This is a genomic window from Pseudomonas sp. WP18 (assembly GCF_036689585.1).
Classification (GTDB): Bacteria; Pseudomonadota; Gammaproteobacteria; order Pseudomonadales; family Pseudomonadaceae; genus Aquipseudomonas; species Aquipseudomonas chlororaphis_E.
Genome location: NZ_CP144758.1, coordinates 5216572 through 5242927, shown reverse-complemented (window position 1 = coordinate 5242927; position 26356 = coordinate 5216572). Strand labels below are relative to the sequence as shown.

27 protein-coding genes and 1 riboswitch are annotated in these 26356 nt (G+C 62.8%); of the genes, 14 read left to right on the top strand and 13 right to left on the bottom strand.

Annotation, left to right across the window (positions count from 1 at the left end; genetic code table 11):
* Positions 1-75: 75 nt before the first annotated feature.
* Together V5F23_RS23290 and hemH are read left to right on the top strand one after the other, a co-directional pair.
* Positions 76-975: a TIGR01777 family oxidoreductase gene (locus V5F23_RS23290; RefSeq protein ID WP_042732253.1), complete on the top strand. Its 900-nt coding sequence runs from the start codon at positions 76-78 to the stop codon at positions 973-975.
* 13 nt (positions 976-988) lie between these two features.
* The gene (gene hemH, locus V5F23_RS23285; protein WP_047735966.1) at positions 989-2014 is read left to right on the top strand and encodes a ferrochelatase; all 1026 of its coding nucleotides are present in this window, start codon (positions 989-991) and stop codon (positions 2012-2014) included.
* Between the two features lie 129 nt (positions 2015-2143).
* On the opposite strand, the gene V5F23_RS23280 is transcribed toward hemH, so the two are convergent.
* Both V5F23_RS23280 and upp read right to left on the bottom strand, forming a co-directional pair.
* Positions 2144-3418 (bottom strand): uracil-xanthine permease family protein, encoded by a 1275-nt coding sequence (locus tag V5F23_RS23280; RefSeq protein ID WP_047735965.1) that lies wholly within the window; start codon positions 3416-3418, stop codon positions 2144-2146.
* A 2-nt stretch (positions 3419-3420) separates the two neighbouring features.
* Positions 3421-4059 carry a uracil phosphoribosyltransferase gene (gene upp / locus V5F23_RS23275; RefSeq protein WP_042732256.1) on the bottom strand — a complete coding sequence of 213 codons (639 nt, stop codon included), beginning with the start codon at positions 4057-4059 and terminating at the stop codon, positions 3421-3423.
* A gap of 174 nt (positions 4060-4233) precedes the next feature.
* Here upp and V5F23_RS23270 point away from each other — a divergent pair, with 174 nt between their 5' ends.
* Both V5F23_RS23270 and V5F23_RS23265 read left to right on the top strand, forming a co-directional pair.
* A complete protein-coding gene (locus V5F23_RS23270) occupies positions 4234-4791 on the top strand; it encodes a hypoxanthine-guanine phosphoribosyltransferase (RefSeq protein WP_042732257.1) in 558 nt (185 codons plus the stop codon).
* Between the two features lie 3 nt (positions 4792-4794).
* Positions 4795-5268, top strand: a complete 474-nt coding sequence (locus tag V5F23_RS23265) for a WbuC family cupin fold metalloprotein (RefSeq protein ID WP_338496720.1) — start codon at positions 4795-4797, stop codon at positions 5266-5268.
* 434 nt (positions 5269-5702) lie between these two features.
* On the opposite strand, the gene dauA is transcribed toward V5F23_RS23265, so the two are convergent.
* Positions 5703-7427 carry a C4-dicarboxylic acid transporter DauA gene (gene dauA / locus V5F23_RS23260; protein WP_042732372.1) on the bottom strand — a complete coding sequence of 575 codons (1725 nt, stop codon included), beginning with the start codon at positions 7425-7427 and terminating at the stop codon, positions 5703-5705.
* A 177-nt stretch (positions 7428-7604) separates the two neighbouring features.
* Between dauA and V5F23_RS23255 the strand changes: the two genes are divergently transcribed.
* Both V5F23_RS23255 and V5F23_RS23250 read left to right on the top strand, forming a co-directional pair.
* The gene (locus V5F23_RS23255; RefSeq protein WP_042732371.1) at positions 7605-8090 is read left to right on the top strand and encodes a hypothetical protein; all 486 of its coding nucleotides are present in this window, start codon (positions 7605-7607) and stop codon (positions 8088-8090) included.
* Positions 8091-8151: 61 nt separating this feature from the next.
* Positions 8152-8439 carry a PA4642 family protein gene (locus tag V5F23_RS23250; protein ID WP_042732370.1) on the top strand — a complete coding sequence of 96 codons (288 nt, stop codon included), beginning with the start codon at positions 8152-8154 and terminating at the stop codon, positions 8437-8439.
* 115 nt (positions 8440-8554) lie between these two features.
* Here the strand turns inward: V5F23_RS23250 and mqo are convergent, their stop codons facing one another.
* Positions 8555-10063 carry a malate dehydrogenase (quinone) gene (gene mqo / locus V5F23_RS23245; RefSeq protein ID WP_047735961.1) on the bottom strand — a complete coding sequence of 503 codons (1509 nt, stop codon included), beginning with the start codon at positions 10061-10063 and terminating at the stop codon, positions 8555-8557.
* 737 nt (positions 10064-10800) lie between these two features.
* Positions 10801-11034 carry a hypothetical protein gene (locus V5F23_RS23240; RefSeq protein WP_042732368.1) on the bottom strand — a complete coding sequence of 78 codons (234 nt, stop codon included), beginning with the start codon at positions 11032-11034 and terminating at the stop codon, positions 10801-10803.
* A gap of 205 nt (positions 11035-11239) precedes the next feature.
* On the opposite strand from V5F23_RS23240, the gene V5F23_RS23235 reads away from it, so the two are divergent.
* Positions 11240-11824: a YajG family lipoprotein gene (locus V5F23_RS23235; RefSeq protein ID WP_047735960.1), complete on the top strand. Its 585-nt coding sequence runs from the start codon at positions 11240-11242 to the stop codon at positions 11822-11824.
* Between the two features lie 127 nt (positions 11825-11951).
* Here the strand turns inward: V5F23_RS23235 and V5F23_RS23230 are convergent, their stop codons facing one another.
* Positions 11952-12158: a hypothetical protein gene (locus tag V5F23_RS23230; protein WP_047735959.1), complete on the bottom strand. Its 207-nt coding sequence runs from the start codon at positions 12156-12158 to the stop codon at positions 11952-11954.
* Between the two features lie 201 nt (positions 12159-12359).
* On the opposite strand from V5F23_RS23230, the gene V5F23_RS23225 reads away from it, so the two are divergent.
* A complete protein-coding gene (locus V5F23_RS23225) occupies positions 12360-12644 on the top strand; it encodes a hypothetical protein (protein ID WP_042732190.1) in 285 nt (94 codons plus the stop codon).
* Between the two features lie 175 nt (positions 12645-12819).
* Here V5F23_RS23225 and V5F23_RS23220 read toward each other — a convergent pair whose 3' ends face one another.
* Positions 12820-13986, bottom strand: a complete 1167-nt coding sequence (locus V5F23_RS23220) for a 1-acyl-sn-glycerol-3-phosphate acyltransferase (RefSeq protein ID WP_053147695.1) — start codon at positions 13984-13986, stop codon at positions 12820-12822.
* Between the two features lie 139 nt (positions 13987-14125).
* On the opposite strand from V5F23_RS23220, the gene V5F23_RS23215 reads away from it, so the two are divergent.
* The 3 genes from V5F23_RS23215 to V5F23_RS23205 are packed head-to-tail and all read left to right on the top strand — an operon-like array spanning position 14126 to position 15239.
* Entirely contained in the window at positions 14126-14308 is a 183-nt protein-coding gene (locus V5F23_RS23215) for a CPXCG motif-containing cysteine-rich protein (protein WP_047735957.1), read from the top strand.
* A gap of 11 nt (positions 14309-14319) precedes the next feature.
* On the top strand, positions 14320-14580 hold the full coding sequence (locus V5F23_RS23210) for a DUF2007 domain-containing protein (protein WP_042732193.1): 261 nt from the start codon (positions 14320-14322) through the stop codon (positions 14578-14580).
* Positions 14581-14615: 35 nt separating this feature from the next.
* Entirely contained in the window at positions 14616-15239 is a 624-nt protein-coding gene (locus V5F23_RS23205) for an SOS response-associated peptidase (RefSeq protein ID WP_042732194.1), read from the top strand.
* Between the two features lie 306 nt (positions 15240-15545).
* Here V5F23_RS23205 and V5F23_RS23200 read toward each other — a convergent pair whose 3' ends face one another.
* Positions 15546-17684 carry a methyl-accepting chemotaxis protein gene (locus V5F23_RS23200; protein ID WP_338496711.1) on the bottom strand — a complete coding sequence of 713 codons (2139 nt, stop codon included), beginning with the start codon at positions 17682-17684 and terminating at the stop codon, positions 15546-15548.
* Positions 17685-17899: 215 nt separating this feature from the next.
* On the opposite strand from V5F23_RS23200, the gene V5F23_RS23195 reads away from it, so the two are divergent.
* A complete protein-coding gene (locus tag V5F23_RS23195; protein ID WP_042732196.1) occupies positions 17900-18715 on the top strand; it encodes a M48 family metallopeptidase in 816 nt (271 codons plus the stop codon).
* 124 nt (positions 18716-18839) lie between these two features.
* Here V5F23_RS23195 and V5F23_RS23190 read toward each other — a convergent pair whose 3' ends face one another.
* The 3 genes from V5F23_RS23190 to V5F23_RS23180 form a co-directional block, all read right to left on the bottom strand.
* The gene (locus V5F23_RS23190) at positions 18840-19424 is read right to left on the bottom strand and encodes a TMEM165/GDT1 family protein (RefSeq protein WP_042730742.1); all 585 of its coding nucleotides are present in this window, start codon (positions 19422-19424) and stop codon (positions 18840-18842) included.
* A 90-nt stretch (positions 19425-19514) separates the two neighbouring features.
* Positions 19515-19635, bottom strand: a riboswitch (yybP-ykoY riboswitch).
* Positions 19636-19685: 50 nt separating this feature from the next.
* A complete protein-coding gene (locus tag V5F23_RS23185) occupies positions 19686-20684 on the bottom strand; it encodes a class I SAM-dependent methyltransferase (RefSeq protein ID WP_042730743.1) in 999 nt (332 codons plus the stop codon).
* Positions 20685-20717: 33 nt separating this feature from the next.
* The gene (locus V5F23_RS23180; protein WP_123579880.1) at positions 20718-21683 is read right to left on the bottom strand and encodes a 2-hydroxyacid dehydrogenase; all 966 of its coding nucleotides are present in this window, start codon (positions 21681-21683) and stop codon (positions 20718-20720) included.
* Positions 21684-21981: 298 nt separating this feature from the next.
* On the opposite strand from V5F23_RS23180, the gene V5F23_RS23175 reads away from it, so the two are divergent.
* The gene (locus V5F23_RS23175; RefSeq protein WP_042730745.1) at positions 21982-22611 is read left to right on the top strand and encodes a LysE family transporter; all 630 of its coding nucleotides are present in this window, start codon (positions 21982-21984) and stop codon (positions 22609-22611) included.
* Positions 22612-22653: 42 nt separating this feature from the next.
* Here V5F23_RS23175 and V5F23_RS23170 read toward each other — a convergent pair whose 3' ends face one another.
* Both V5F23_RS23170 and V5F23_RS23165 read right to left on the bottom strand, forming a co-directional pair.
* Complete coding sequence (locus tag V5F23_RS23170) at positions 22654-23274, bottom strand: CatB-related O-acetyltransferase (protein ID WP_042730746.1); 621 nt, start codon at positions 23272-23274, stop codon at positions 22654-22656.
* Positions 23271-24185, bottom strand: coding sequence for a glycosyltransferase family 2 protein (locus tag V5F23_RS23165; protein ID WP_042730747.1), 915 nt, complete (start codon positions 24183-24185; stop codon positions 23271-23273). The genes V5F23_RS23170 and V5F23_RS23165 overlap by 4 nt, the downstream gene beginning before the upstream one ends.
* Before the next feature lie 252 nt (positions 24186-24437).
* Here V5F23_RS23165 and V5F23_RS23160 point away from each other — a divergent pair, with 252 nt between their 5' ends.
* On the top strand, positions 24438-26120 hold the full coding sequence (locus V5F23_RS23160) for a fatty acid--CoA ligase (protein ID WP_221178974.1): 1683 nt from the start codon (positions 24438-24440) through the stop codon (positions 26118-26120).
* Positions 26121-26356 lie beyond the last annotated feature (236 nt).

Sequence of the window (26356 nt, the reverse complement as noted above, 5' to 3'; positions counted from 1 at the left end):
CTGTCCGATACGAAAAATCCCTGCTTATAAAAATAGACTAGTGGGCTGGGTAAAACGCGATGCGAGGAACATCTCATGCACATATTGCTGACCGGCGGTACTGGTTTGATCGGGCGTCAGCTCTGCCGCCTGTGGTTGGGACAGGGGCATCGCTTGACGGTCTGGAGTCGTCGCCCCGAAGAGGTGGCGAAAATCTGCGGGGCGCAGGTCAAGGGCATCGCCCGGCTCGATGACATCGTCGAGCCCGTGGACGCCGTGGTGAACCTGGCCGGTGCGCCGATTGGCGACCGTCCCTGGACCCACAAGCGCAAGATGTTGCTGTGGAGCAGTCGCATCACCCTGACCGAAGTATTGCTGGCGTGGCTGGAACGTTGCGAGCAGAAACCGCGGGTGCTGGTGTCCGGTTCCGCCGTGGGCTGGTATGGCGATGGTGGTGAACGCGAGTTGACCGAGGCTTGCGGGCCGGTAAGCGAGGATTTCGCCAGCCAGTTGTGCATCGCCTGGGAAGAAACCGCGCAACGTGCCGAGGCCCTGGGCCTGCGCGTGGTGCTGGTGCGGACCGGTCTGGTGCTGTCCGCCGAGGGCGGCCTTTTGTCGCGGCTGTCGCTGCCGTTCAAACTGGCGCTGGGCGGGCGAATCGGCAATGGTAGGCAGTGGATGCCATGGATTCATATCGACGATCAAATCGCCCTGATTGATTTTCTTCTGCACCAGGACGACGCCAGCGGTCCTTATAATGCCTGCGCGCCGAACCCGGTGCGCAATCGCGATTTCGCCAAGGCCCTGGGTCGCGCGTTGCACCGGCCAGCCGTGGTGCCGATGCCGGAGCTTGCGTTGAAAGTCATGCTGGGGGAGTTGTCATTGCTGTTGCTGGGCGGGCAGCGCGCCACGCCGGCCCGATTGCAGGCGGCAGGTTTCACATTCCGCTTCACCGATTTACCCGCGGCCCTGGATGACTTGTCCAGCCGCCTTTGAAATAGGACGTTGCATGACCGATCACGCGTTGCTGCTGGTTAATCTGGGTTCGCCTGCTTCCACCTCGGTGGCCGATGTGCGCCGTTACCTCAATCAATTCCTGATGGACCCATATGTCATCGACCTGCCGTGGCCGGTGCGCCGCTTGCTGGTGTCGCTGATCCTGGTCAAGCGCCCCGAGCAGTCGGCGCACGCCTACGCTTCGATCTGGTGGGACGAGGGCTCGCCGCTGGTGGTGCTCAGCCGCCGCCTGCAACGAGCCATGACCGCCCAGTGGACCCAAGGCCCGGTGGAACTGGCGATGCGGTACGGCGAGCCGTCCATCGAGTCGACGCTGGTGCGCCTGGCGAGCCAGGGGCACCAGAAGATCACGTTGGCGCCGTTGTATCCGCAGTTCGCCGACAGCACTGTCACCACGGTGGTCGAGGAAGCCAGGCGAGTGGTGCGGGAAAACAAGCTCAACGTGCAGTTCTCGGTCTTGCAGCCGTTCTACGACCAGCCGGAATACCTCGACGCCCTGGTCGCCAGCGCCAAGCCTTACCTGATGCAGGATCACGATCATCTGCTGTTGAGTTTCCACGGCTTGCCGGAGCGGCACCTGACCAAGCTCGACCCGACGGGGTTTCATTGCTTCAAGGACGCCGACTGCTGCAAGAACGCTCCACCGGAGGTCATTGCGACCTGCTACCGCGCCCAGTGCATCCGCACTGCCGAGCTGTTTGCCCAGCAGATGGGGCTCAAGCAAGGGCGGTGGTCCGTGTCGTTCCAGTCCCGCCTTGGCCGCGCCAAGTGGATCGAACCCTACACCGAAGCGCGCCTGGAAGAACTGGCCAAAAGTGGCGTGAAGAAAGTGCTGGTGATGTGCCCGGCGTTCGTGGCCGATTGCATCGAGACTTTGGAAGAGATCGGTGATCGTGGGCGCGAGCAATTCCGCGAGGCGGGTGGGGAGGAGTTGGTGCTGGTGCCCTGCCTCAATGACGATCCGCAGTGGGCGAAGGCATTGAGCACTCTGTGTGAACGGGCGCCGATGGCGCTATAAAATTCAAGGGCGCTTTCGCGAGCAAGCCCGCTCCCACAGTGGACCTCGGGTGTCACACATTCTGTGACCATCCAGCATCCTGTGGGAGCGGGCTTGCTCGCGAAGAGGCCCGACCCGACAGCACATCTATCAGATCAGCGGCTCATCCGGTTTCTTGTGCTTCCAGCCGTCATTGCCCGGCAGCAGCAGGTTCAGCGCAATCGCCACCACCGCGCACAGCGCAATACCCTTGAGGCCGAAGTCGTCCGGGCCGGTGCCGGTGCCCACCAGCACGCCGCCAATGCCGAACACCAGGGTCACCGACACGATCACCAGGTTACGCGCTTCGCCCAAGTCGATCTTGTGGCGGATCAGCGTGTTCATGCCCACCGCCGCAATCGAACCGAACAACAGGCAGAGGATCCCGCCCATCACCGGCACCGGGATGCTTTGCAGCAGTGCGCCGAACTTGCCGATGAACGCCAGGCTGATGGCGAAGATGGCCGCCCAGGTCATGATCTTCGGGTTGTAGTTCTTGGTCAGCATCACCGCGCCGGTGACTTCGGCGTAGGTGGTGTTGGGCGGGCCGCCGAAGAGGCCGGCTGCGGTGGTGGCGATGCCGTCACCGAACAGGGTGCGATGCAGGCCTGGCTTTTTCAGGTAGTCGCGACCGGTCACGCTGCCCACGGCGATCACGCCGCCGATGTGCTCGATGGCCGGCGCCAGGGCCACCGGGACGATGAACAGGATCGCCTGCCAGTTGAACGCCGGTGCGGTGAAGTTCGGCAGGGCGAACCAAGGCGCGGCGGCGATTTTCGCGGTGTCCACGACACCAAAGAAAAAGGCCATGGCAAAGCCCACCAGCACGCCGGAAATGATCGGCACCAGGCGGAAGATGCCTTTGCCGAACACCGCGACGACCAGAGTGGTGAGCAGGGCGGGCATCGAAATCATCATCGCCGTCTGGTAGTGGATCAGTTCGGTGCCGTCGCCGGCCTTGCCCATCGCCATGTTCGCGGCAATCGGCGCCATCGCCAGGCCAATGGAAATGATCACCGGACCGATGACCACCGGCGGTAGCAGGCGGTCGATGAAGCCGGTGCCCTTGATCTTCACCGCCAGGCCCAGGAAGGTGTAGACGAAGCCGGCCGCCATCACACCGCCCATGGTCGCCGCCAGGCCGAACTGGCCCTTGGCAAGGATGATCGGGGTGATGAAGGCAAAGCTCGACGCCAGGAACACCGGCACCTGGCGCCCGGTGACGACCTGGAACAGGATCGTGCCCAGGCCCGCGGTGAACAGCGCCACGTTCGGATCCAGCCCGGTGATCAATGGCATCAGCACCAGCGCGCCGAAGGCGACGAACAGCATCTGCGCGCCGGACAGTACCTGGCGCCAGAGCGGATCGTTGAACTCATCCTGCATGCTCAGGCGTCCTTCTGCTTGGTGCCGAAGATCTTGTCGCCGGCATCGCCCAGGCCCGGGATGATGTAGCCATGTTCATTGAGCTTGTGGTCGATGGACGCGGTGTAGATGGTCACGTCGGGGTGCGCATCCTGCACGGCCTGGATGCCTTCGGGCGCGGCCACCAGCACCATCGCGCGAATGTCCCGGCAACCGGCTTTTTTCAGCAGGTCGATGGTGGCGACCATGGAACTGCCGGTGGCGAGCATCGGGTCGATGATCATGGCCAGGCGTTCGTCGATTTCCGGTACCAGTTTTTCCAGGTAGGTGTGGGCCTGCAACGTTTCTTCATTGCGCGCCACGCCCACGGCGCTGACCTTGGCGCCCGGGATCAGGCTCAGCACGCCCTCGAGCATGCCGATGCCGGCGCGCAGGATCGGCACCACGGTGATTTTCTTGCCGGCGATTTTCTCGACCTGGACCTTGCCGGCCCAACCGTCGATTTCATAGGACTCCAGGGGCAGGTCCTTGGTGGCTTCGTAGGTGAGCAGGGCACCGACTTCCTGGGCAAGCTCCCGGAAGTTCTTCGTGCTAATGTCGGCGCGGCGCATCAGGCCGAGTTTGTGTCTGATCAGCGGATGGCGGATCTCGAGAATGGGCATGGGGAAGGCTCCGGCGGCGGGCAAAAAAACCGGCCTAGATTAATCTATCCGAGGGTGTTGTCCTATAGACAATACAGAACGTTAGTCCACAAACGCTTGATCTGGCCGGGCGGGATGCGTACCTTTGCCCGCTTTTCTGAACCTCCCGCCCCCTCAACCCCCTTGGAGAGCGCCATGTCCGCTGATCTCGAGCATATCCGTCAAATCATGCGAGAGGCTGACTGCCTGTACACCGAAGCCGAAGTCGAAGCGGCGATCGCCCGTGTCGGCGCGCAGATCAATGAGCAACTGGCCGAGTCCAACCCGGTGGTGTTCTGCGTCATGAACGGCGGGCTGATTTTCTCCGGCAAGCTGCTGACCTACCTGAACTTCCCGCTGGAGGCGTCCTACCTGCACGCCACCCGTTATCGCAACGAGACCAGCGGCGGCGACCTGTTCTGGAAGGCCAAGCCGGAAGTCTCGTTCATCGACCGCGACGTGCTGATCATCGACGACATTCTCGACGAAGGTCACACCCTCGGCGCCATCATCGACTTCTGCAAGCATGCCGGCGCCCGTGCGGTGCACACCGCTGTGCTGATCGACAAGGACCACGACCGCAAGGCCCGTCCGGACCTGAAGGCCGATTTCGTCGGCCTGCCGTGCATCGACCGCTACATCTTCGGCTATGGCATGGACTACAAAGGCTACTGGCGCAACGCGAACGGTATTTTCGCGGTCAAGGGGATGTAATCGATGACTCGGCCGAGCTTCCTGGATCAAGCGTTGTTTGATGAAGTGGCCGGGAAAGCCGCCGCCAGCGCGCGTGGGCGACAGCACCACAACTTTCATCAGATGGACGAACCTTGCCATCGCATGGCGGTAGGCTTGCAGCCTTCGACGTACATCCCTCCGCACCGCCACTTGAGTGCCGACAAGGCGGAAACCCTGCTGGTGCTCAAAGGGCGGCTGGGGGTGTTGATCTTCGATGAAGACGGTGCGGTGGTGGACAAGCGCGTCCTGCAGGCCGGCGGCGATTGCCTGGGCGTCGACCTGCCGGTTGGCGTGTATCACGGCCTGGTGGTGCTGGAAGCCGACAGCCTGATGTTCGAATGCAAGGCCGGTCCCTACCGCCCGGTGGGCGACGGCGAACTGGCCCACTGGGCACCCCGCGAGGGCGAGCCTGGCGTGGCTGAGTACCAGGCATGGATGCGGGCGCAGTTCGACTGAGCACCGCATCGGCACCGGCTGCGGAGGTTCTGTGGCGAGGGAGCTTGCTCCCGCTGGGCTGCGAAGCGGCCCCCTGGAACTGAAGCCTGGGTGTGTCAGGCACACCGCATTGATCGTTTTGGGCCTGCTGCGCAGTCCAGCGGGAGCAAGCTCCCTCGCCACGGTTGTGTGGTTGCCCACTATCCAACAAGACAAAAGAGGGGGCTGTGGCGAGTGCTTTTGTGGCGAGGGGATTTATCCCCGCTGGGCTGCGAAGCGGCCCCCCCTGGAGCAGGCGCCTGGGTGTGTCAGGCACACCGCATTGATCTTTTTTGGGCCTGCTACGCAGTCCAACGGGGATAAATCCCCTCGCCACAGGAGTTTTGTGTGAGCTTGCTTTCGTGGCGAGGGGATTTATCCCCGCTGGGCTGCGAAGCGGCCCCCCTCGCCACAGGTCAGGCGCAGTGGGCTTGCAGCCAGCGCTCACTCTTGATCCGCGCTTGCTCCAGCGTTTTCACATAAGCCAGTTGGCGCTGCTCGCGATGGATGCCGGCGCGGCGCAGTTTCAGGCGTACCCGCGGCGCGGTCGCCACCAGGATCAGGCCGATGCCTTGCTTGCGGTAATCCTTCAGGATGTTTTCAAACGCGGCCAGCGCGGTCATGTCCAGCATCGGCACGGCACTCATCTCCACGATCACCACCCGAACCCCCGGGTCGAAACGGCGTAGCACATCCAGGGCTTTTTCGGCGGCGCCGAAGAACAGCGGCCCGCGGATGCCATAGCAGCGCACATGCTCCGGCATGTCTTGCAACGCCTGGTGGAAGTGGCGGGGCAGTTCGGCGCTGTCGGTCAGTTCACTCATGCGCTTGATGAACAACCCGGCGGCCAGCAACAGACCGACCGCGACGGCCAGCACCATGTCGAACAGCACCGTCAGGCCCAGGCAGGTCAGCAGCACCAGCACGTCGCTGCGCGGGGCGATGCGCAGGGTGTGCAGCACATGCCCGGCTTCGCTCATGTTCCAGGCAACCATGACCAGCAATGCCGCCAGCGCGGCCATGGGCAAGTAGCTGAACAGCGGTGCCAGCAGCACCATCGCCAGCAGCACCACCAGGCTGTGGATGATCGCCGCCAACGGTGACGACGCGCCGCTGCGCACATTGGTGGCGCTGCGGGCAATCGCGGCGGTGGCGGTGATGCCACCGAACAGCGGCGCCACCAGATTGCCCAGGCCTTGGCCTATCAGCTCGGCATTGGGGTCGTGCTTGCTGCCGGTCATGCCGTCCGCCACCACGGCGCACAGCAGTGACTCGATGGCGCCGAGCATGGCGATGGCGAAGGCGGGGCCCAGCAACTGGCGGATCAGGTCATAGGAAAGGTTCAGGGGGTGGCCCTGGCCGTCCGGCAGATGCCAGGGCCAGTCGAAGCTTGGCAGAAACGGTGGGATGCCCGGGTAGGTGACGCCCTCCACCACGTAACCGAAGCGTTCGCCCAGTGTCGCGACCGGCAAGCCCCAGCGCTCCATCGCCAGCCCCAGCAGTGCGCCCACCAGCAAAGCGACCAGATGCCCGGGGACTTTCGGCACCCAGCGCGGCCAGATGATCAATAGCGCCAGACAGGTGACGCCGATCAGGCTATCGCCCAGGCGGGCGCCGGGCAGGGCGATGAGCAGTTCGCCGAGCTGTTCCATGTAGTGCCTGGCCTGGCCGACGTTGCTCAGGCCCAGCAGGTCCTTGAGTTGCAACGTGGCGATGACCACGCCGATCCCGGCGGTAAAGCCCAGGATGACCGGGTAGGGAATGTACTGGATCAGCCGTCCGGCCCGCATCAGGCCCAGGGCGATCAGGATCAGGCCGGCCAGCATCGTGCACAACAGCAGGCCGCCCAGGCCGTATTGCTGGGTGATGGGCAACAGGATCACCACGAACGCCGCCGTCGGTCCGCTCACGTTGAAGCGCGAGCCACCGGTGAGGGCGATCAGCGGCGCCGCCACCAGCACGGTGTACAGGCCATGCTGCGGAGGCACGCCAACGGCGATCGCCAGGGCCATGGCCAGGGGAATGGCGATGATCCCGACGGTCAGCCCGGCCACCAGGTCGCCGCGCAGGCGCGCAAGGGTATAACCGGCCTGCCAGCTCTGGCGCCAGGCGGCAAACAATGGTGGGGCGGAGAAAGACATGAATACTCCTCGCAAGGGGGCTGGCACTGGCCCTCGCCACAAAGGCATGCACCGCTAGACCGGGGCTGATGGCTCTTTGAGTATGCCGTGCTCGTTGCGCGGATGTATTGATCTGGATCGTTATTTTTACCGTCCAGGCTCATGCTAGAGTGCCCGGCCAAGACCCCGGAGCTTGCCATGCCTGTCTCGATTCGCCGTTGCGCCGCTGTACTGCTGATATCCAGCCTGCCTTTGACGGCGATGGCCGCACCGATGCACAGCCAGTTCCTGCCCCCCGACGACCTCGTGGCGCGCCAGGAACAGCCCGAACAGCAGCAATTGCTGCAGGTCACCGACTATTCGGTGGTGCTGGGCAATCAGCGTCAATCCAATCAACAGCCGATCCCGGTCACTTCACCCTTGCTGGTGCGCCTCAAGGGCAAGCCACTGAACAAGGGCGCCAGCCTCAACCAGGTGATCCTCAACTTCGACGGCGAAAGCAAAAGCCTGAAGAAGCCGGTTTTCGACGAGGCCAGCAAGACCCTCACCCTGACTTATCCACAGGCCCAATACCGGGTGGTCATCGATCTGCTGCGCAACAACACCGTGTATGTGCAGTTCCTCACCTACGCCAATGGCCACATCTGGGCTGATCTGCACACCGGGGCCGAACGCTCGCGTTGAGCCTCGGGGCCTGCCGGGGGTAAACTGCCCGCCCCGTGAATCGTGCGAGTTGGAGCCGGCAATGCGTAAAGACAAGAAACAGGTGATTGGTGACGAGATTGGCGACGAACAGATCAAGCTGTTCCTCAATTTCGAACCGGTCGATGCCACTTCGCCGTCGCTGCACAAACTGATCAAGGGCTACCGTGGCCTGCGGGTCGATGATTTCGAGCGGTTCCTGACCTTCTTCGTCGAAGCCGGCTACGACCTCCATGGCAAGGATGAGCACGGCAACGACTTCGTGGCATTGGTCCAGGACCAGCGCAACGCCGAGGAATACATCGAATTGATCGAGAAGGCGCGTGGCTGATTGATCATGGGCCTGCTTCGCAGGCCAGCGGGAGCAAGCGCCCTCGCCACAAAACGTCACCCATAAAAAACGCCCCGCTCTCATGGAGAACGGGGCGTTTTTTATGGGGCGAGCCTCAAGCGTAGCTTTGGGTCTCGCTGCTTTGCTCGACCAGTTCCAGCGCGACATTGTTCTGCGCGTTGATCTTGCGATACAGCGCCGCGTCGGTTTCCAGCACTTTTTCCCGGGCCGGGAAGATTTCCGCGAGCTTGGTGGCCCACTCGCCCTTGGCCTTGTCCGGGAAGCAGCGCTCGATCAGTTCCAGCATGATCGAAACGGTCACCGAAGCACCTGGCGATGCGCCGAGCAGGGCGGCGAGGGTGCCGTCCTTGGCCGCCACCAGCTCGGTGCCGAACTGCAGGATGCCGCCTTTCTTCGGGTCTTTCTTGATGATCTGCACCCGCTGGCCGGCCACTTCCAGGCGCCAGTCCTCGGCTTTCGCCTCGGGGTAGAAGCGCCGCAGCGATTCCAGGCGTTGTTCCATGGATTGCATCACTTCGCTGATCAAGTACTTGGTCAGGTCCATGTTGTCGCGGGCCACGGCCAGCATCGGACCGATGTTGCCGGCCCGTACCGACAGCGGCAGGTCCATGATCGAACCGTGCTTGAGGAACTTGGTGGTGAAGCCGGCGTAGGGCCCGAACAGCAGGGATTTCTTGCCATCGACCACGCGGGTGTCCAGGTGCGGCACCGACATGGGTGGCGAGCCGACCGCGGCCTGGCTGTAGACCTTGGCCTGGTGGTGCTTGACCACGTCCGGGTTGTCGCAGCGCAGCCACTGGCCGCTGACCGGGAAGCCGCCGAAGCCCTTGCTTTCCTCGATGCCCGAGGCTTGCAGCAGCGGCAAGGCCGCGCCGCCGGCGCCCAGGAAGACGAACTTGGCGTCGACTTCGCGGGTGCTGCCGGAATTGACGTCCTTGATGCTCACGGTCCAGCCACTGCCCTTGCGCTTGAGGCCGGTGACGCGCTTGCAATACTTGACCTGGGTGTCCGGTGCGCTGGTCAGGTGCTTGAGCAACTGGTTGGTCAGGGCGCCGAAGTTGACGTCGGTGCCGTTCATGACGCGGGTGGCGGCGATGACCTCATCGGCTGGCCGGCCCGGCATCATCAGCGGCATCCACTCGGCCATCACGGCCTTGTCCTCGGTGTATTCCATGTCGGCGAAGGCATGATGCTTGCTCAGCAGCTCGAAGCGCTTCTTGAGAAACGACACGCCTTTTTCACCCTGGACGAAGCTCAGGTGCGGCACCGGGGCGATGAACGACTTGGAAGAACCGAACGTGCCCTTTTTGGTCAGGTACGTCCAGAACTGCTTCGACACCTCGAACTGGGTGTTGATGTGCACGGCTTTCTTGATGTCGACACTGCCATCGGCCGCCTGGGGCGTGTAGTTGAGCTCACACAGCCCGGCGTGGCCGGTACCGGCGTTGTTCCAGGGGTTGGAACTCTCCGCGGCACCGGAATCCATCAGCTCGACGACTTCCAGCGAGATCGCGGGGTCGAGCTCCTTGAGCAGTACGGCCAGGGTGGCACTCATGATGCCGGCCCCTACCAGAACTACATCGACTGCTTCGTTATGCGCCATTTAACGCGTCTCCAAAATCTGCAGCACCAAATTGTCGGCATAGCGGCCAGGATTGGCGGGGCAGGTGGTGGTGCCCCAGGTACCCATGGCCAGGATCGCCATGTCCGAATCTTCGCAATTTTTCGCAACTACTGCGGATGCATGCAGCCTGGCCTTACAGAGTCACATGAACTCATTTAAGCGCCGGGCAGGCAATTCGACTTATGGCCGAGACATCCGTTAGCGCAACCAAATCCGTAGCGGACAGGCTTCAGGCAGCGGTTCTTGAGCGATATCCGGTCCTGTATCGTTGGGCTGTTTCAGACGCTAATGGTGCTTGTTCAGACGCAAAACTCTTCATTTGCTCGCCACACTCTTGTGAAGTTGTGAAAACCCGTTTTTTCACGCTCTTTTGAAGACGTGAACCTCAAAAAAGGGCTGTCCCAGCCTGGCACCGCGCCCGGTTTGGTTGCCCCCATGTATTACATGACAGGCAAAACGGGCAGACAGCTCAGTGACCGAGCGTAATGACAGCTCTGCAGATGCGCGAAAAGTGGTCAATAGCTTGAGAAACAGCAAGCGCGCCAGCTTCACTCGATCTGTGTGGGCGGCTCTCTGTGGGCGGTGCGGGGTGCCAATACCTGCGCATCAGCGGCGTTGCGGGGCCCGATCAGGAGACGTCCTTATAATCGGGGGGAGATTGTATCGAAGAAACGCAGGGAAATGGTCGTGATTAATGACTTTTATTAGCCGTCCGGTCAGATGGTCAACAGTTGTCGGTTGCGTGCGCGAGCGCGCACCGGTTGCACGCGGGCGCTGGCGGGCAGTGGCTGGTGCAGCCAGTTGAGGCGGATCTCTTCGATTTCCACCCAGCCTTCGCCCATGGGTTGCAGGCTGCATTGCTTGAACGCCTGGCAAAGACCGTTGCGGTCCAGCAGGGCGAAGCTGCGGTGATGAGGGCGCGGTGTGAACAGGGAAATGAGCAAGCGCATGATCGGATACCGGGTCAGGGAGCTTGGGGCTAGCCTGACAGCGGGCCATGACATGGCGGTGTAAGGACCGTGACAATGGGGTGACAGGAACCGCGGTTACCGGCCCGTGTCAGACATTTGAGTATTCATCGTGCGGTGCTAGTTCCGAGGCCGAGCGCACCGCTATACTGCCGGCCTGTTCGTGCCCGATTCTGGAGAGAAGCGCATGTTGCAACGCCTGTTGTTCGGTTTGATCGCCGTGGCCAGTCTGACCCTCGTCGGCTGCGCCCACAGCCCGCAACAACTCAACCCCGAGCCCAAGCTCAACGCCCAACTGGCGCCCGTAGGACGTGGCCAGCCGGTGGTGGTACGGGTAGTGGACGGTCGTCCGTCGCCGACCCTCGGCACCCGTGGCGGGCTGTACCCGGAAACCAGCGTGATCACGGTGCAGGGCGCGCAGATCCTGCCCAAGCTGCAGGCCCAGGCTGAAGCCGCTGTCCGCCTGCTCGGCTTCACCCCGACCGCGAACGCTTTGAACGCGCCGCAACTGACCGTGACCCTGGCCGAACTCAAGTACCAGTCGCCCAAGGAAGGCATGTACGTGACCGAAGCCACCATCGGCGCGACCTTCCGCTCCGACGTGCAGAATGCCAACCGCCGCTACAGCGGTCGCTACGGTGCGTCGCTGGACCAGCGCTTCGGCATGGCGCCCAACCAGGACACCAACACCAAGCTGGTCAGCGATGTGTTGAGCGATGCCCTGACGCGTCTGTTCAAGGACCCGACCATTGGCCAGGTGCTGGCTGAGTAAAAGTCAACCATCCCCAATGTGGGAGCGAGCTTGCTCGCGATAGCGGCCTGTCAGTCAACAGATGTGTTGGTGTGCGGACGCTATCGCGAGCAAGCTCGCTCCCACAGGTGTTTTTGCAGGAGCGATTTCATGCCGCCTGTGAATACAACTCCAGCACACTGATCCCGGTCAGCAGGTCGGTCTCGGGCAGGTCGGCGTGCTGGTGGCCGCCGAGGGCGCAATACACCAGCCAGTGTCGGTCCTGCACATTGAAGGACAGGCTGTCGACGAGGTTCTGCTGTTCGTCGCTGGGGCTGATGAGGTAGAGGCGGTCCTGGTTTTCGGCGTGAAGCATGATGGGGTCCGGGCTGGTTTGAAGGGCGACAGGGTGGCTTATCCAGATGACGAAACCGTGACGGGGCAAATTAATCGGTCGCCCGGACCTTGCCCCCACAGGTCGGAAAAAACCGCCCAGGGCGGCAGGCTTTCGGTAGAATCCGCGCCCTGTTCGTAGGTCCCGGACGTGTCCTGTCCGTATTTCCGCTTGAGGTTCGTGATGTCGCTGCATCTGTTTTCGCTGTTCGCTGCCCACCCCGCCAAACTGATCAACCTGCTCGCGTTGCTGTTCGCCTGCCCGGGCGGTTGGGTGCTGCATGCGACGCGCCGCCGTGAGCAGCGGGCCCGAGCCTGCCTGCAAGCACGCAGCGGAAACGGTGAGGAGCGCTTCGAGGCGCTGCTGGACCTGGCGACCCAGCGCATGAACCGGTTCTTCTACCGGTTCGGTTTCGGTTGCCTGGCGCTGGCGTTGCTGGTGTCGTGGATCAGCACGCAGATTCACTGATCAGGTTATTGATGTAGGCGTTGTCTGTGGCGAGGGGATTTATCCCCGTTCGAGTGCGGAGCACTCGCCAGGCTTGGATAAGCAAACAATCCTGGGGGCTGCTGCGCAGCCCAGCGGGGATAAATCCCCTCGCCACAGGTATGGCGCTTCTCCTGAGGTCGAGACACGCTCCGCCTTACAACGCCAACCCCGCCTTGACCCGATACTGATTGCGCACCGGCGTCGCGTATTGCAGCACCAGGAACGGTCGGTAATCCGCCGGGCAAGCGTCCAGTCGGCGTTGCCACTCTTGCTCGGCCTTGGCCAGTTCCTCGGCACCAAACACCTCGGCCGCCGTCGGCACCTGCAATTGCGGGTCGGCGTCAGCCCATTGGGCGTAGGCCAGGTAGTGCACCGGGAACAACCGATAGCCGCCGAGAATCTGCCGGTCCATTTCCACGGCCAATTGCTTGGTGTCCTCGAAATATTCGGTGATGGGCGTGGCAAAGTTCACATGCACCCGGCCCTTGTAGCCGGTGATGCCCTTGGCAATGCTCACGTCGTCCTCGCCGGGCGCCTTGGTGTAGGTGCCGGTGGTGGCGCGGATGTACAGCTCGCGGGCCTTGGCCTGGTCGCACGGGTCGTATTCGTAGCTGATGGACACCGGCGTGAGGTTCAGCGACTGGATTACTTCGCCGAACGGCTCGTCCTTGCGGCTCATGTGGAACATCTTGAGGATCGCCGACTCGGTGCGGTCGTCGCCGTCCTTGGCCCGGCCTTCGGCCTGGGCGATCCAGATCGAGGCGCAGTCGTTGCGGATCGAGTGGTTGATGTAGGCCGACAGCAACTGGTAGGCCGCCAGTTTTTCCCGGCGTCCGGTGAGGGAGCGGTGCACGATGAAGCTCTTGTTCAGGCGCATCAGGTCGCTGACGAACGGTTTTTGCAGCAGGTTGTCGCCAATGGCGATGCGCGGTGTCGGCAGGCCGGCGTGGTACACGGCGTAGTTGACGAAGGCCGGGTCCATCACGATGTCGCGGTGGTTGGCGATGAACAGGTAGGCGCTGCCGGACTTGAATTGCTCCACGCCGGTATAGGTCACGCCGTCGGTGGCGCGCTCGATGGTGTGGTCGACGTAGAACTCTACCTTGTCCTGCAAAGTGGCGACGGAGCTCACACCGGCGAACTCACGACGCAATCTTTGCGCTATAAGGGGTTTGAGCATCCAGCCTAATGCGCCGGCCAGGCGCGGGAAGCGGAAGTGGGTGAGGATATCTAGAAACGCCTTGTCGCCGAGCAGCCGTGCCAGCACCGCTGGGACTTCACTGTCGTCGTAAGGTCGGATGGCATCGAATTCGCCCATCATGCTCTCTTGTTGGAAACGGCTAGGGTAAGTAAAGGTTCGCTCAAAAAACGATGGGGCACGGCCTGGCAGACAAGCCAGGCGAAAATAGCCCTGCAAACAGACCGGCGATTATACGCACAAGTCACCTGGGAGACCCGCGATGCTGGAAACTGCTCTTTATGATTGCCCCTATTGTGGTGAAGAGATCGAGACGTCCGTGGACCTGTCGGGTGGGGACCAGAACTACATCGAGGACTGTCAGGTCTGTTGTCGGCCGGTCACCTTTGTCCTGCAGGTGCATGGCGAGGAATGGCATCTTGAGGTCCACGCCGAAAACGACTGAGGGGCGCGCCCATGCAACGCATCTACGAGCTGGAAAACCTGATGGAGGGCGAGCTGCTGCAAGGCATGCTCGCCAGCGAGGGCATCACCGCGCATCTGGTGGGCCGCGACCTGGTGGGCGGCGTCGGTGAGTTGCCGATGCAAGGCTTGCTGGGGCTGGCGGTGGAGGACGAGCAGGCGCAATACGCCCGTGAGTTGATCGTTGCGTACAATGCGGCGATGCCCGTGCCCGGCGATGAGCCGCAGAGCTACCCCGGCACGCTGGTCTGTTAGGCTGGCGGCCGTTTGATCAAGAGTTGTGTTGCCCCATGTGTGGACGTTATGCCCTGTTTCGCTGGAACCCCGCTTTCGCGGCCTTGCCCGGCTTTCCGGCCGACCAGAAGGCCCAATGGAATATATCGCCCAACGATTCGGTGCTGATGCTGCGTGTCGGCGCCGACGGCCAGCGGGAACTGGCCCGGGCACGCTGGGGGCTGACGCCGCCGTGGCTGACCGACCTGTCCCGCACCCCGGCCCATGCCCGGGCCGAAACCGTGGCCGAGCAACCGATGTTCCGCGAGGCCTTGCGCCTGCGGCGTTGCCTGCTGCCGGCCAACGGCTTTTATGAATGGCGCGGCGGCACGCGCAAGCGCCCGTACTGGTTGACCCCGGGCGAAGGGTCGTCGTTGTTCTTCGCCGCGATCTGGGAGGCGTATCCGGTGCAGGAGCAAGTGTGGCTGAGCACGGCGGTCATCACCCAGCCGGCGGCGGGGCAGCGCCGGCCACTGATTCTGGACGAAGAAGGCCAGCGCCAGTGGCTAGACCCCGAGACGCCATTGCATGCCTTGCAAGGGCTGCTGGCCAGCGAACCGGCCGCCTTGCGCGAGCGGGTGCTGGCCAACATGGTCAATGACCCGAAGCTCAATGGGCCGGAGTGCCTGACGCCGGCTTGAGGGCATTGGTGTATTGGCTGGCCTCTTCACAAGGGGTTGTGGCGAACGTTAATCCTGCGGCCAACCCGAATGACTGTGGGAGCGGGCTTGCCCGCGAAAGCGGTCTAACAGGCAAAGAAGTATCGCCTGACACCTCGCCTTCGCGGGCAAGCCCGCTCCCACAATGGTTTGTGGCGAACACTAATCCTGCGGCCAACCGAATGACTGTGGGAGCGGGCTTGCCCGCGAAGGGGCCGGTACATCCAACATCTTTGCAAGCTGAGCCAACGCATTCGCGGGCAAGCCCGCTCCCACAGGGGCTTTCTGTTAAACCCTGAACTGATTGATCAAGCGTCGCTGCTGCTCCGCCAGTTTGGTCAGCCCGGCGCTGGCGGCGCTGGACTCGTCCGCGCCGCTTGCGACTTCATTCGCCACCTGGCCGATGTTGATCACATTGCGGTTGATGTCATCGGCCACGGCGCTCTGTTCCTCCGCGGCGCTGGCGATCTGGGTGTTCATGTCGTTGATCACCGACACCGCCTGGGTGATCGTCTCCAGGGCCTGGGCCGCCTTCGCCGCGTGCTGCACGCTTTCATCGGTACGGTGCTGGCTGTCTTCCATCACCCGCACCACATCCCGGGTGCCTTGTTGCAACTGTTGGATCATCGCCTGGATTTCTTCGGTGGCCTGTTGCGTCTTCTGTGCCAGGTTACGCACCTCATCGGCCACCACGGCGAAGCCGCGTCCCTGTTCACCGGCACGGGCCGCCTCGATGGCCGCGTTGAGGGCGAGCAGGTTGGTCTGCTCGGCGATCCCGCGAATGGCGGTGAGGATCGCGTTGATGTTCTCGCTGTCCTTGGCCAGGGCCTGCACCACGCTTACGGCCTTGCCGATTTCCGTTGCCAGGGCCCCAATGGCCGTGGAGGTGTCCTGGACAATCTGCATGCCCTGGCTGGCGGCCTGGTCGGCGTGGCTGGCGGCCTGCGCGGCCTGGGTCGCATTGCGGGCCACGTCCTGGGCGGTGGCGGTCATTTCCTGTACGGCGGTGGCCACCTGGTCGATCTCCGACATTTGCTTGTGCACGCCCTGGTTGGTGCGGATGGCGATGTCGGCGGTGTGTTCCGACGAATCGCTGACGCTCTGCACCGAGGTCACCACCTGGGTGATCATCCCCTGCAACTTGCTCAGGAAGGTGTTGAAGCCCTTGGCGATCGAGCCCAGCTCATCGGCGCGGTCGCTCACCAGGCGACGGGTCAGGTCGCCTTCGCCCTGAGCGATGTCATCGAGCATCGCCACCATTTGCTTGAGCGGTCGGGCAATGCCATGGCCCACCAGCCAGATCACCAGCAAGCCGATCCCGGCGATCACCAGGCCCACCATCGCCATGCCGAAAATATCCGCCTGGCGCTGGTGGTCGAGGTCGTTCTGCAACGCTTGCAGGTCGGCCATCACCGCGTTCAGCGGCAGTTGCAGCATCAGCGTCCAACGCGCGTTGGTTTCGCCAATGCCGAATGGCATGTACACCTCGATATGCCCGTGTTCTTCATCGACGTCGTAGCGCACTTCGCCGTTGCCGAGCTTGCCCAGGTTGTCCAGTTCGCTGGCGTCGAGCAGGTCGCTGGCTTTCTCTCCGAGCTTGCTCGGGTCCTTGGTGAAGGCCACGAAGCGGTTGTTGCTCGAGAGCAGGGCCATTTCCCCGGCGCCGTCGTACAGCTTGCCGTCGGCGGCCACGAGCATGTCCTGGATGAAGTTCACCGACAGGTCGGCCCCGACAATGCCCTGGAACTTGCCGTCGATGAGAATCGGTTCGATGAACGAGGCGAGCATGGTCATGGTGTCGCCAACCCGGTAGGGCGCCGGGTCGATCACGCAGGCCTTGCGGCTGTCCTGGGAGCACAGGTAGTACTCACTGGCGCGGATGCCGGTGGAGAGCAGTTTCTGGTCGGTCACGTCGGCGAGTTTTTCCAGGCCGAGGGTGCCGTCCTGGTTGCGAAACCACCAGGGCAGGAAGCGCCCGTTGGTTTCCATGCCCACCACCTGGCTGTTCGCGTAGTTGGCGTCGTCGTGATCGATGGCGTTCGGTTCCCAGGCGATGTAGGCGCCCAAGACCTTGGGATTGCGCACCACGGTTTCGCGCAGCAGGCTGATCATCTGCTCGCGGGGCATCTTCAAGGACGGGTTACCGTCCGCGCCCTTCATGCCCATCAGTGCGTTGGTGGTGGCAAGGCCCTTGGCCAGTTGCAGCGGCGCCTCCAGTTCCCGTTGGATCAGACTGGCCTGGGTTCGGGCCAGGGCGCTGAGGCGCTGTTCGATGAGCTGTTCGAATTGCGCCTTGGTCCGCTGTTGCACCATCTCCTGGGTGCGGGCACCCGCAAACAACGCGTACAGCACCAGGGCGCCGACCACGCTGAGAACGATGGCACCCGCCAGGGCCGCCACGGAAAACTGGATCGATTTGAATTTCATAAAGGCTCCGGACGCAGGATGACGTCTGGAACCTGTATCGGCGTTTGGCCGCCCCGGCATAAGGCGCTGTTCGTCGGATGACTGTTTTGGAGGGGTGAGTGTCGCAAATGGACAGGGTGGGGTGCTGTGCGAAAAATTGTAATCCGTCGTGATGTATCTGGCGCCGATACAAATCACCGCCTAGGATACGCCCACGTTTCCAGGGAGCTTCTTATATGCACAAGACATTGATGGTGAGTGTACTGGGCGCGGGCCTTCTGCTCGCCGGTTGCCAATCGGTGAATACCACCAGCGGCGGAGCCGTGGGCGTGGAGCGCAAGCAGTACATGTTCAGCATGTTGTCGACCGACGAGGTCAACCAGATGTATGCCCAGTCCTACCAGAAGACAGTGGGCGAGGCGAGCACCCAGGGTGCGTTGGACAAGACCAGCAATGAAGCCAAGCGCGTGCAGGCCATTGCCAGCCGACTGATCGCCCAGGCGCCGGTGTTCCGTCCGGACTCGGCGCAATGGAAGTGGGAAGTGAACCTGATCAAGAGCGACGAGCTCAACGCCAACTGCGGGCCTGGCGGCAAGATCATCTTCTACACCGGGCTGATCGATTCGCTGCAACTGACCGACGATGAAATCGCTGCGGTCATGGGCCATGAAATCGCCCACGCCCTGCGCGAGCACGGTCGTGAGGCGATGTCCAAGGCCTACGGCATCGAGATGGCCAAGCAGGGCGCCGGTGCCTTGTTCGGCCTGGGCCAGGACAGCCTGGCGCTGGCCGACACCGTGGCCAACTATGGCATGACCTTGCCCAACAGTCGCGCCAACGAGAACGAAGCCGACCTGATCGGCCTTGAACTCGCCGCCCGCGCCGGTTACAACCCGAACGCCGCGATCACCTTGTGGAACAAGATGAGCAAGGCCTCGGAAGGCGCGCCGCCGGAGTTCATGAGCACGCACCCGGCATCTAGCAGCCGGATCGCTTCGTTGCAGGCGGCCATTCCGAAGGTGATGCCGCTTTACCAACAGGCCAAGAAGTAACCCGCGCGATGCGCTGATGTGCTTTTGTGGCGAGGGAGTTTGCTCCCGCTGGACTGCGCAGCAGGCCCAACTGGCGACTGCTGCGCAGCCGATCGGGAGCAAGCTCCCTCGCCACAACGCCTCTTTAAACCCACCCGCTGCTCTGCATCGCCTTGTACACCGCGACAACCGCCAGGACGAAGAAGGCCGAGGCGGCCAGGCGGCGGATCAGGTTCAGGGGCAGTTTCTCGGCCGCGAAGTTGCCGGCCAGTACCACCGGCACGTTGGCAATCAGCATGCCCAGGGTGGTCCCGATGATCACCAGCCACAGCTCCGGGTACTGCGCAGCGAGCATTACCGTGGCGATCTGCGTCTTGTCACCAATTTCCGCCAGGAAGAACGCGATCAGCGTGGTCAGGAATGGGCCGAACGTGCGGGCGGTGGTGGTTTCCTCGTCGTCCAGCTTGTCCGGGACCAGGGTCCACAGCGCCGTGGCCGCGAAACTGGCCGCCAGGATCCAGTGCAAGACCGCATCCGAGAAGATACTGCCCACCCAGGCCCCCACGGCCCCGGCGGCCGCATGGTTGGCGAGCGTTGCCGCGATGATGCCGGCGATGATCGGCCAGGGTTTGCGAAAGCGTGCCGCGAGGATGAGCGCGAGCAATTGCGTCTTGTCGCCGATTTCGGCCAACGCAACGATGGCGGTAGGTACGAGAAATGAGTCCAGCATCAGGTAGTTCCTAAAGGGGCGGGTCGACACGGCTATGACACGTACAGCCTTCCCGCCCCGGGTAAGGTGTGCGTGTCATAGGTCTTGTCAAACCCAGCGACCATCTGCGTGGACGCTTGGGCCGCATACGCCATGGTCTGCTGACCAAGTGTGTTGACGTATGCCGGGCGAGCAGGGCGCTCGCGGGAGACTACTCCCCTAGGACGGAGCGGATTCTGCCTAGGCAAATCCGATAGGGCAAGCGTTGTTTTCCAAAAAGCCTCAGCCGCGCCTGGCCTGGTAGATGCGAAACCCTTGGCCCTCAGCCTTGATCGAGCAGGCACCCAAGTGCTCTTCGATCAGTGGCTGGTACTTGAGGAAACTGTTGGCGACCAGTCGCAGTTCGCCGCCGTTTTTCAGGTGTTTCGCGGCTTTTCGCAGCAGGTTTTCCGTGGCGAAGTAATCGGTGTGCACGCCGACATGGAATGGCGGGTTGCTCAGGATCGCGTTCAAGCCCATCGGTGCAGCGTCGATCCCGTCACCGGTCAGCACCTCGGCGTCCAGGCCGTTGGCCGCCAGGGTCAGGCGACTGCTGGCGGCGGCGAAGGCGTCCACGTCCAGCATTGTGACGGTGTTGTGCGGATAACGTCGTTTGACCACGGCTCCCAGCACGCCGGCGCCGCAGCCGAAGTCCAGCAAATGGCCGCCGGGCAGTTTGTCCAGGTGTTCGAGCAGTAGTGCACTGCCGCGATCCAGGCGACCGTGGCTGAACACGCCGGGCAGGCTGACGACGGTCAGCGGGCCTTCGGCCAGGGGCAATTCGTAGGTCTGGGCCAGGCTTTCCAGAGGCTTGGCCTCGGGGGCGTTGGCCACGGTGACCTGCCACAACTGGCAATGCCGCGCGCTGTCGAGCTTGCGCGGCTTGCCAAAGGGGTTGAGCTGCTTGGACGCGCCTTCGATGCCGCTGCGTTTTTCCCCGACCAGGTACACCTCGCGGCCGGCCAGGCGCGCCGCCACGGCGTTGAGGATGTAGTCGGTGAGGTCCTTGGCCTTGGGCAGGAACACCACGGCAGTGTCGAACCCGCGTTCGGGCACGGTGACGCCAAAGTGGCTGCGCTGTGGGAAACGCGCGTCCAGCGCTGCCTGATCGCCAGCGTGCCAGCACCAGCCGTGGGCGTCGGGCAGGCGGCCGAGCAGGTCGTCGGCGGGCAAGCCGGCCAGCAGCACCGAGCCCTGGAATAACTCGGCCTGACGAAGCAGTACTTCACTGCGCGGGTCCATGGTCTGCTCCTTGAAAAAAAGTGCGGCAGTTTATCAACTGACGACCCGTCGCGCTGTACCGCTGAAAAAGCCCTGGGCGTTTTCGCACATTTGCCCAACGATCCGCTGCCGCGCCTCGCGGCTGCCCCAGGCATTGTGCGGGGTGACAATCAAGCGCGGGATGTCGCTCGCCAGCAGGGGGTTGCCCTGGCTAGGCGGCTCCACGCTCAGCACGTCGGTAGCGGCACCGCCCAGGTGGCCGCTGCGCAGCGCCTCGGCCAGGGCCTGTTCGTCGATCAGGCCACCGCGGGCAGTGTTGATCACGAAGGCGCCGGGTTTGAGTTGGGCCAGTTCGCGGGCTCCGATAAGGTTTCGCGTGTGTTCGTTGAGCGGGCAGTGCAGGGTCAGGGCATCGACCTGCGGCAGCAACTGGTCAAGCGCCAGGCGGTCTGGACGGGCCGGGCGTCCGGGAATCTGCCCCAGCAGTACCCGCATGCCGAAAGCTTCGGCCAGCCGCCCGACGGCGCTGCCCAGTTCACCGTGGCCCAGCAGACCCAGGGTCTTGCCTTGCAGCTCGACGATCGGGTAGTCCAGCAGGCAGAACTGCGAAGCCTGCTGCCAGCGTCCTGCACCAACCGCTTTCTGGTAGTCGGCCAATCGTGTCGCCAGGTTCAGCAACAGCATGATCGTGTGTTGGGCCACCGACGGCGTGCCGTAGCCCTGGCAATTGCACACGGTGATGCCATGGTTGCGGGCAGCCATCAGGTCGACATTGTTGGTGCCGGTGGCGCTGATCAGGATCAGCTTCAATCCGGGGTTGGCGGCCATCGCGGCCGCGTCGATCACCACTTTGTTGGTGATCGCCACGGTGGCGCCCTTGAGCCGTTCGGCCACCTGCTCCGGCGAGGTGCGGGCGAACAACTGCAACGTGTCGAAGCAGTTGCGCAGCGGCTCCAGGTCCAGGTCGCCGAGGTCCAGGGACGGGTGATCGAGGAAAACGGCGCGGGCGGTGTTTGTCATCAGCTGTACCTTTTATGTCTGGAACCGAAGGCGTAATGTGGCGAGCCTATCAGATGTGGTGTGGCCGCGACCTCGCTCGGTGTAGGGCTCATGAAGTCCCTTTGTGGCGAGGGGATTTATCCCCGTTGGGCTGCGAAGCAGCCCTGAAACCTGAACGCTAGGTGTGTCAGACAAAAGTCATATCTGAAGCTTTTTTGGGACTGCTGCGCAGTCCAACGGGGATAAATCCCCTCGCCACGGATCACACTCGCCATAAAGTAGATGTTCATTTCGAGATTGAGTTAGCCAAGGAGCCCCCATGTACCTCACCGAGTTTCTCACCGTCGCTCTGATCCACCTGCTGGCCGTCGCCAGTCCCGGGCCGGACTTTGCCGTGGTGGTGCGCGAAAGCGTGACCCATGGCCGGCGTGCCGGGACCTGGACGGCCCTGGGCGTGGGCACGGCGATCTTCCTGCACGTGGGCTACTCGTTGCTGGGCATCGGCCTGATCGTGTCGCAATCGATCGTGCTGTTCAACGCGCTCAAATGGGCCGCCGCCGCGTACCTGCTGTACATCGGCTTCAAGGCGCTGCGGGCGAAACCGGCCAAGCCCACCGCAGAAAACCTGCACAAGGAAGTCGGCGAGCGCAGCGCTCGCGGGGCGTTTACCGCAGGCTTCATCACCAATGGCCTGAACCCCAAGGCCACGCTGTTCTTCCTGTCGCTGTTCACCGTGGTGATCAACCCGCACACGCCGCTGGCGGTCCAGGCCGGCTATGGCGTGTACCTGGCGGTCGCGACCGCGGTGTGGTTCTGTCTGGTGGCCATGTTGTTCAGCCAGCAACGGGTGCGTGCCGGTTTCGCGCGCATGGGCCACTGGTTCGACCGCACCATGGGCGCGGTGCTCGTTGCCATTGGCGTGAAACTGGCCTTCACCGAAATGCATTGAGCCGCTGAATGCCCCGGGTTCATGCCCGGGGTGATCTGCCCATCAGGCCTGGCGTCGGCGGGCGTAGTCCAGGAATGCTTCGAGGTCGTCGCTGCACAGCAAGGGCGAGATGGCCTTGACCTCCTCCAGTGGCCACTCCCACCAGGCTGACGCCAGCAGGGCCTGGCGCACCGGTTCCTCGAAGCGCCAGCGGATGAACCGGCAAGGGTTGCCGCCGACAACGGCGTAGGGCTCGACATCACGCGTCACTACGGCACCGGCGGCCACGACAGCGCCGTGGCCGATGGTCACGCCGGAGAGAATCATCGTTTCGGCGCAGATCCAGCAGTCGCTGCCAATCACCACGTCGCCCTTGGTCGGGTTGCTGCCGGGAATGTGCCTGGCCTCGTCGATCATCAGTGGGAAAGGAAACGTACTGACCCAGTCCATGCGATGCCCACCCCCCAGAAGGATCTTCACACCGTTGGCGATGGAGGTGTAGGCGCCGATCTTGAGCACCGTGTCGTCGCCGAACTCGGTCACCTCGGGGATGCCATAAGTGCCGACGCCGACTTGATACCGGGGGTAGCGCAGGCGGATTTTCTCCGGGGCCCTTTCGAGCTTTTCCAGGCGCTTGAGGTACTTGCGGGTCCTGCGTTCCTTGAGCTTCTGCAAAAACTTCACGAACCGGACCTCACGGTCGAGCGTGACAGCAGCAGCCGCCGGAAACGCCGCAGGCTGGTCTTGTTCCAGTGACGCCATGGAATGCTGCGCAGCAGTTTCCAGGCGTCTTTCTTGTCTTCCACCACGGCGTACTTCAGTGCCTTGTGAATCAGCACGATGCGGGCTGATTCGTACTCGGGATGATCACGATAGGGGGCGATGGCCGCCAGGTCCGCTTCGAGCATCAACTTGTACTTTCGCGACAGGTTGTCGGGGTGGCGTCGATAACGCGTGACCGTGACGGGCAACTCGTGGACTTCATAGCCCTGGTGCGCGATGCGCAGGGTGATCTGGAAGTCCTGGACCCGCAGCAACGGGTCATAGAAGTCGGCGCTGCGCAGGGCGCTCATGCGGTACAGCGCCGTTGGCGCGCCAATCACCACGGCCTCGCGCAGGATGTCGTCGAAGGTGTAGACCCGGGTGGTGGTGCGGCGTTGTTCCTTGATGGCCTGGCCGTTGCTGTTCATGTAGATGATCAGCGCGCCGACACACCCCGTCTCGGGATGATGGTCGAGGTAGTCGGCGCGCACGCGCAACGAGTGCGGCAACATCACGTCATCGAGGTCCGGCGTCGACACATACGCGCCCCTGGCGTATTTCAGGCCATGGTTGAGTGCGGCGCTGACGCCTTGGTTCGCCTGGGAATAGAGCTGGAAGTCATAGGTCTGCTGCAACTGCCGGAGCATGGCAAGGCTGTTGTCGGTCGAGCCGTCGTCGACCACGATGACTTCGTAGTTCGGGTAATCCTGCGCGAAGATGCTGTGAATGGCCTCTTCCAGGTACTTCTCGGCGTTATAGCAAGGCGCCACGATTGAAACCAGCGGCAGCGTTTGCGACGCGGTGGCCTGGGGAGGCGCTAGTTCAGTGCTCATTGTTCTCCGTAATGGCCAGGCGGCAATCTTTATTCGTCCATGGGTTTTGTAACAAAGCGGATGACATATGCTCGCCTTTGAAGACCGTTCTGACAAGGTTTAGTACAAATGGCCCGGGAACCGAGTGCTAGCTGGCTCAAGGCTAGCATTCATGGCCCGATCAAATCATTCCTTTGGCTGATTTGGTCGGTGTATAAGCCCTCTAGAGTGCTTACCTCCAGCCAAGACCGTGCAGTCAGAAAAGGGACTCCCATGTTGCAGACTCGCGTTATTCCCCCAGCCGAAGGCGCTTATCAATATCCGTTGCTGATCAAACGACTGCTGATGTCCGGTGCCCGTTATGAGAAAACCCGCGAGATCATCTACCGTGACCAGTTGCGCTACAGCTACCCGACGCTGATCGAACGGGTCGCGCGCCTGGCCAATGTCCTGACCGAGGCCGGGGTCAAGGCGGGCGATACCGTGGCGGTGATGGACTGGGACAGCCATCGCTACCTGGAGTGCATGTTCGCCATCCCGATGATCGGGGCCGTGATCCACACCATCAACGTGCGCCTGTCGCCGGAGCAGATCCTCTACACCATGAACCACGCCGAGGACCGCTTCGTGCTGGTCAACAGCGAGTTCGTCGGCCTGTACCAGGCCATTGCCGGGCACCTGACCACGGTCGAGAAGACCCTGCTGCTCACCGACCTGCCGGAAAAAACCGCCGAGCTGCCGAACCTGGTGGGCGAGTACGAGCAGTTGCTGGCCGCCGCCAGCCCCACCCATGACTTCCAGGACTTCGACGAAAACTCCGTCGCCACCACGTTCTACACCACCGGCACCACCGGCAACCCCAAGGGGGTGTACTTCACCCACCGGCAACTGGTGCTGCACACCATGGGCGTGGCGACCATCATGGGGTCCATCGACAGCGTGCGGTTGCTGGGCACCAATGACGTCTACATGCCGATCACGCCGATGTTCCATGTACATGCCTGGGGGCTGCCGTACGTGGCGACCATGCTCGGCCTCAAGCAGGTCTATCCGGGCCGCTACGACCCTGAACTCCTCGTGCAGCTGTGGCGCAAGGAAAAGGTCACCTTTTCCCATTGCGTGCCGACCATCCTGCAGATGCTCCTCAACGCCAAGGGCGCCCAGGGCACCGATTTCGGCGGTTGGAAAATCGTCATCGGTGGCAGCGCCCTGAACCGCAGCCTCTACGAAACGGCCAAGGCCAGGGGGATCCAGCTCACCGCCGCCTATGGCATGTCGGAAACCGGCCCGCTGGTTTCCTGCGCGCACCTCAACGCAGAATTGCTCGCGGGCAGCGAGGACGAGCGCACCACCTACCGGATCAAGGCCGGCGTGCCGGGGCCGCTGGTGGAGGCGGCGATTATCGATGCCGAGGGCCGCTTCCTGCCTGCCGACGGCGAGACCCAGGGCGAACTGGTGCTGCGTGCGCCGTGGCTCACCGAAGGCTACTTCAACGAGCCGCAGAAGGGCGCCGAGCTCTGGGCGGGCGGCTGGCTGCACACCGGTGACGTCGCCACGCTCGACAGCATGGGCGTGATCGACATCCGCGATCGGATCAAGGACGTGATCAAGACCGGTGGCGAATGGATCTCGTCCCTGGACCTGGAAGACCTCATCAGCCGTCACGTGGCGGTACGCGAAGTAGCAGTCGTCGGCGTCCCCGATCCACAGTGGGGCGAGCGTCCGTTTGCCTTGCTGGTGATTCGCGAAGGGCATCAGATCGGGGCGCGCGAGCTCAAGGAACACCTCAAGCCGTTCGTCGAACTGGGGCACTTGAGCAAGTGGGCGATCCCGAGCCAGATCGCTCTTGTTACTGAAATTCCCAAGACCAGCGTCGGCAAGCTCGACAAGAAGCGCATCCGCGTCGATATCACCGAATGGCAGAGCAACAACAGCACTTTCCTCTCGACGCTTTGAGCCTTTTTACCGTGCCCGGAAGGGCACGGCAGCCCCACCAAGCAAGCGCTTGCCTTGTCAAACCGCAAATTTCAGCCATCCTTGCCGTGCCGACACCTGTCGGCCTGGCGAAAGGACTGTTCCAGAGTGGTCGGGGCTGCAAATCACACTTTAGAGGGATCAAGCCGTACTACCTGCTGGCTATAGTCCGTTGACGGATTTTTCAGGAACGGGGCGCACGCACGAAAGGGTGATGC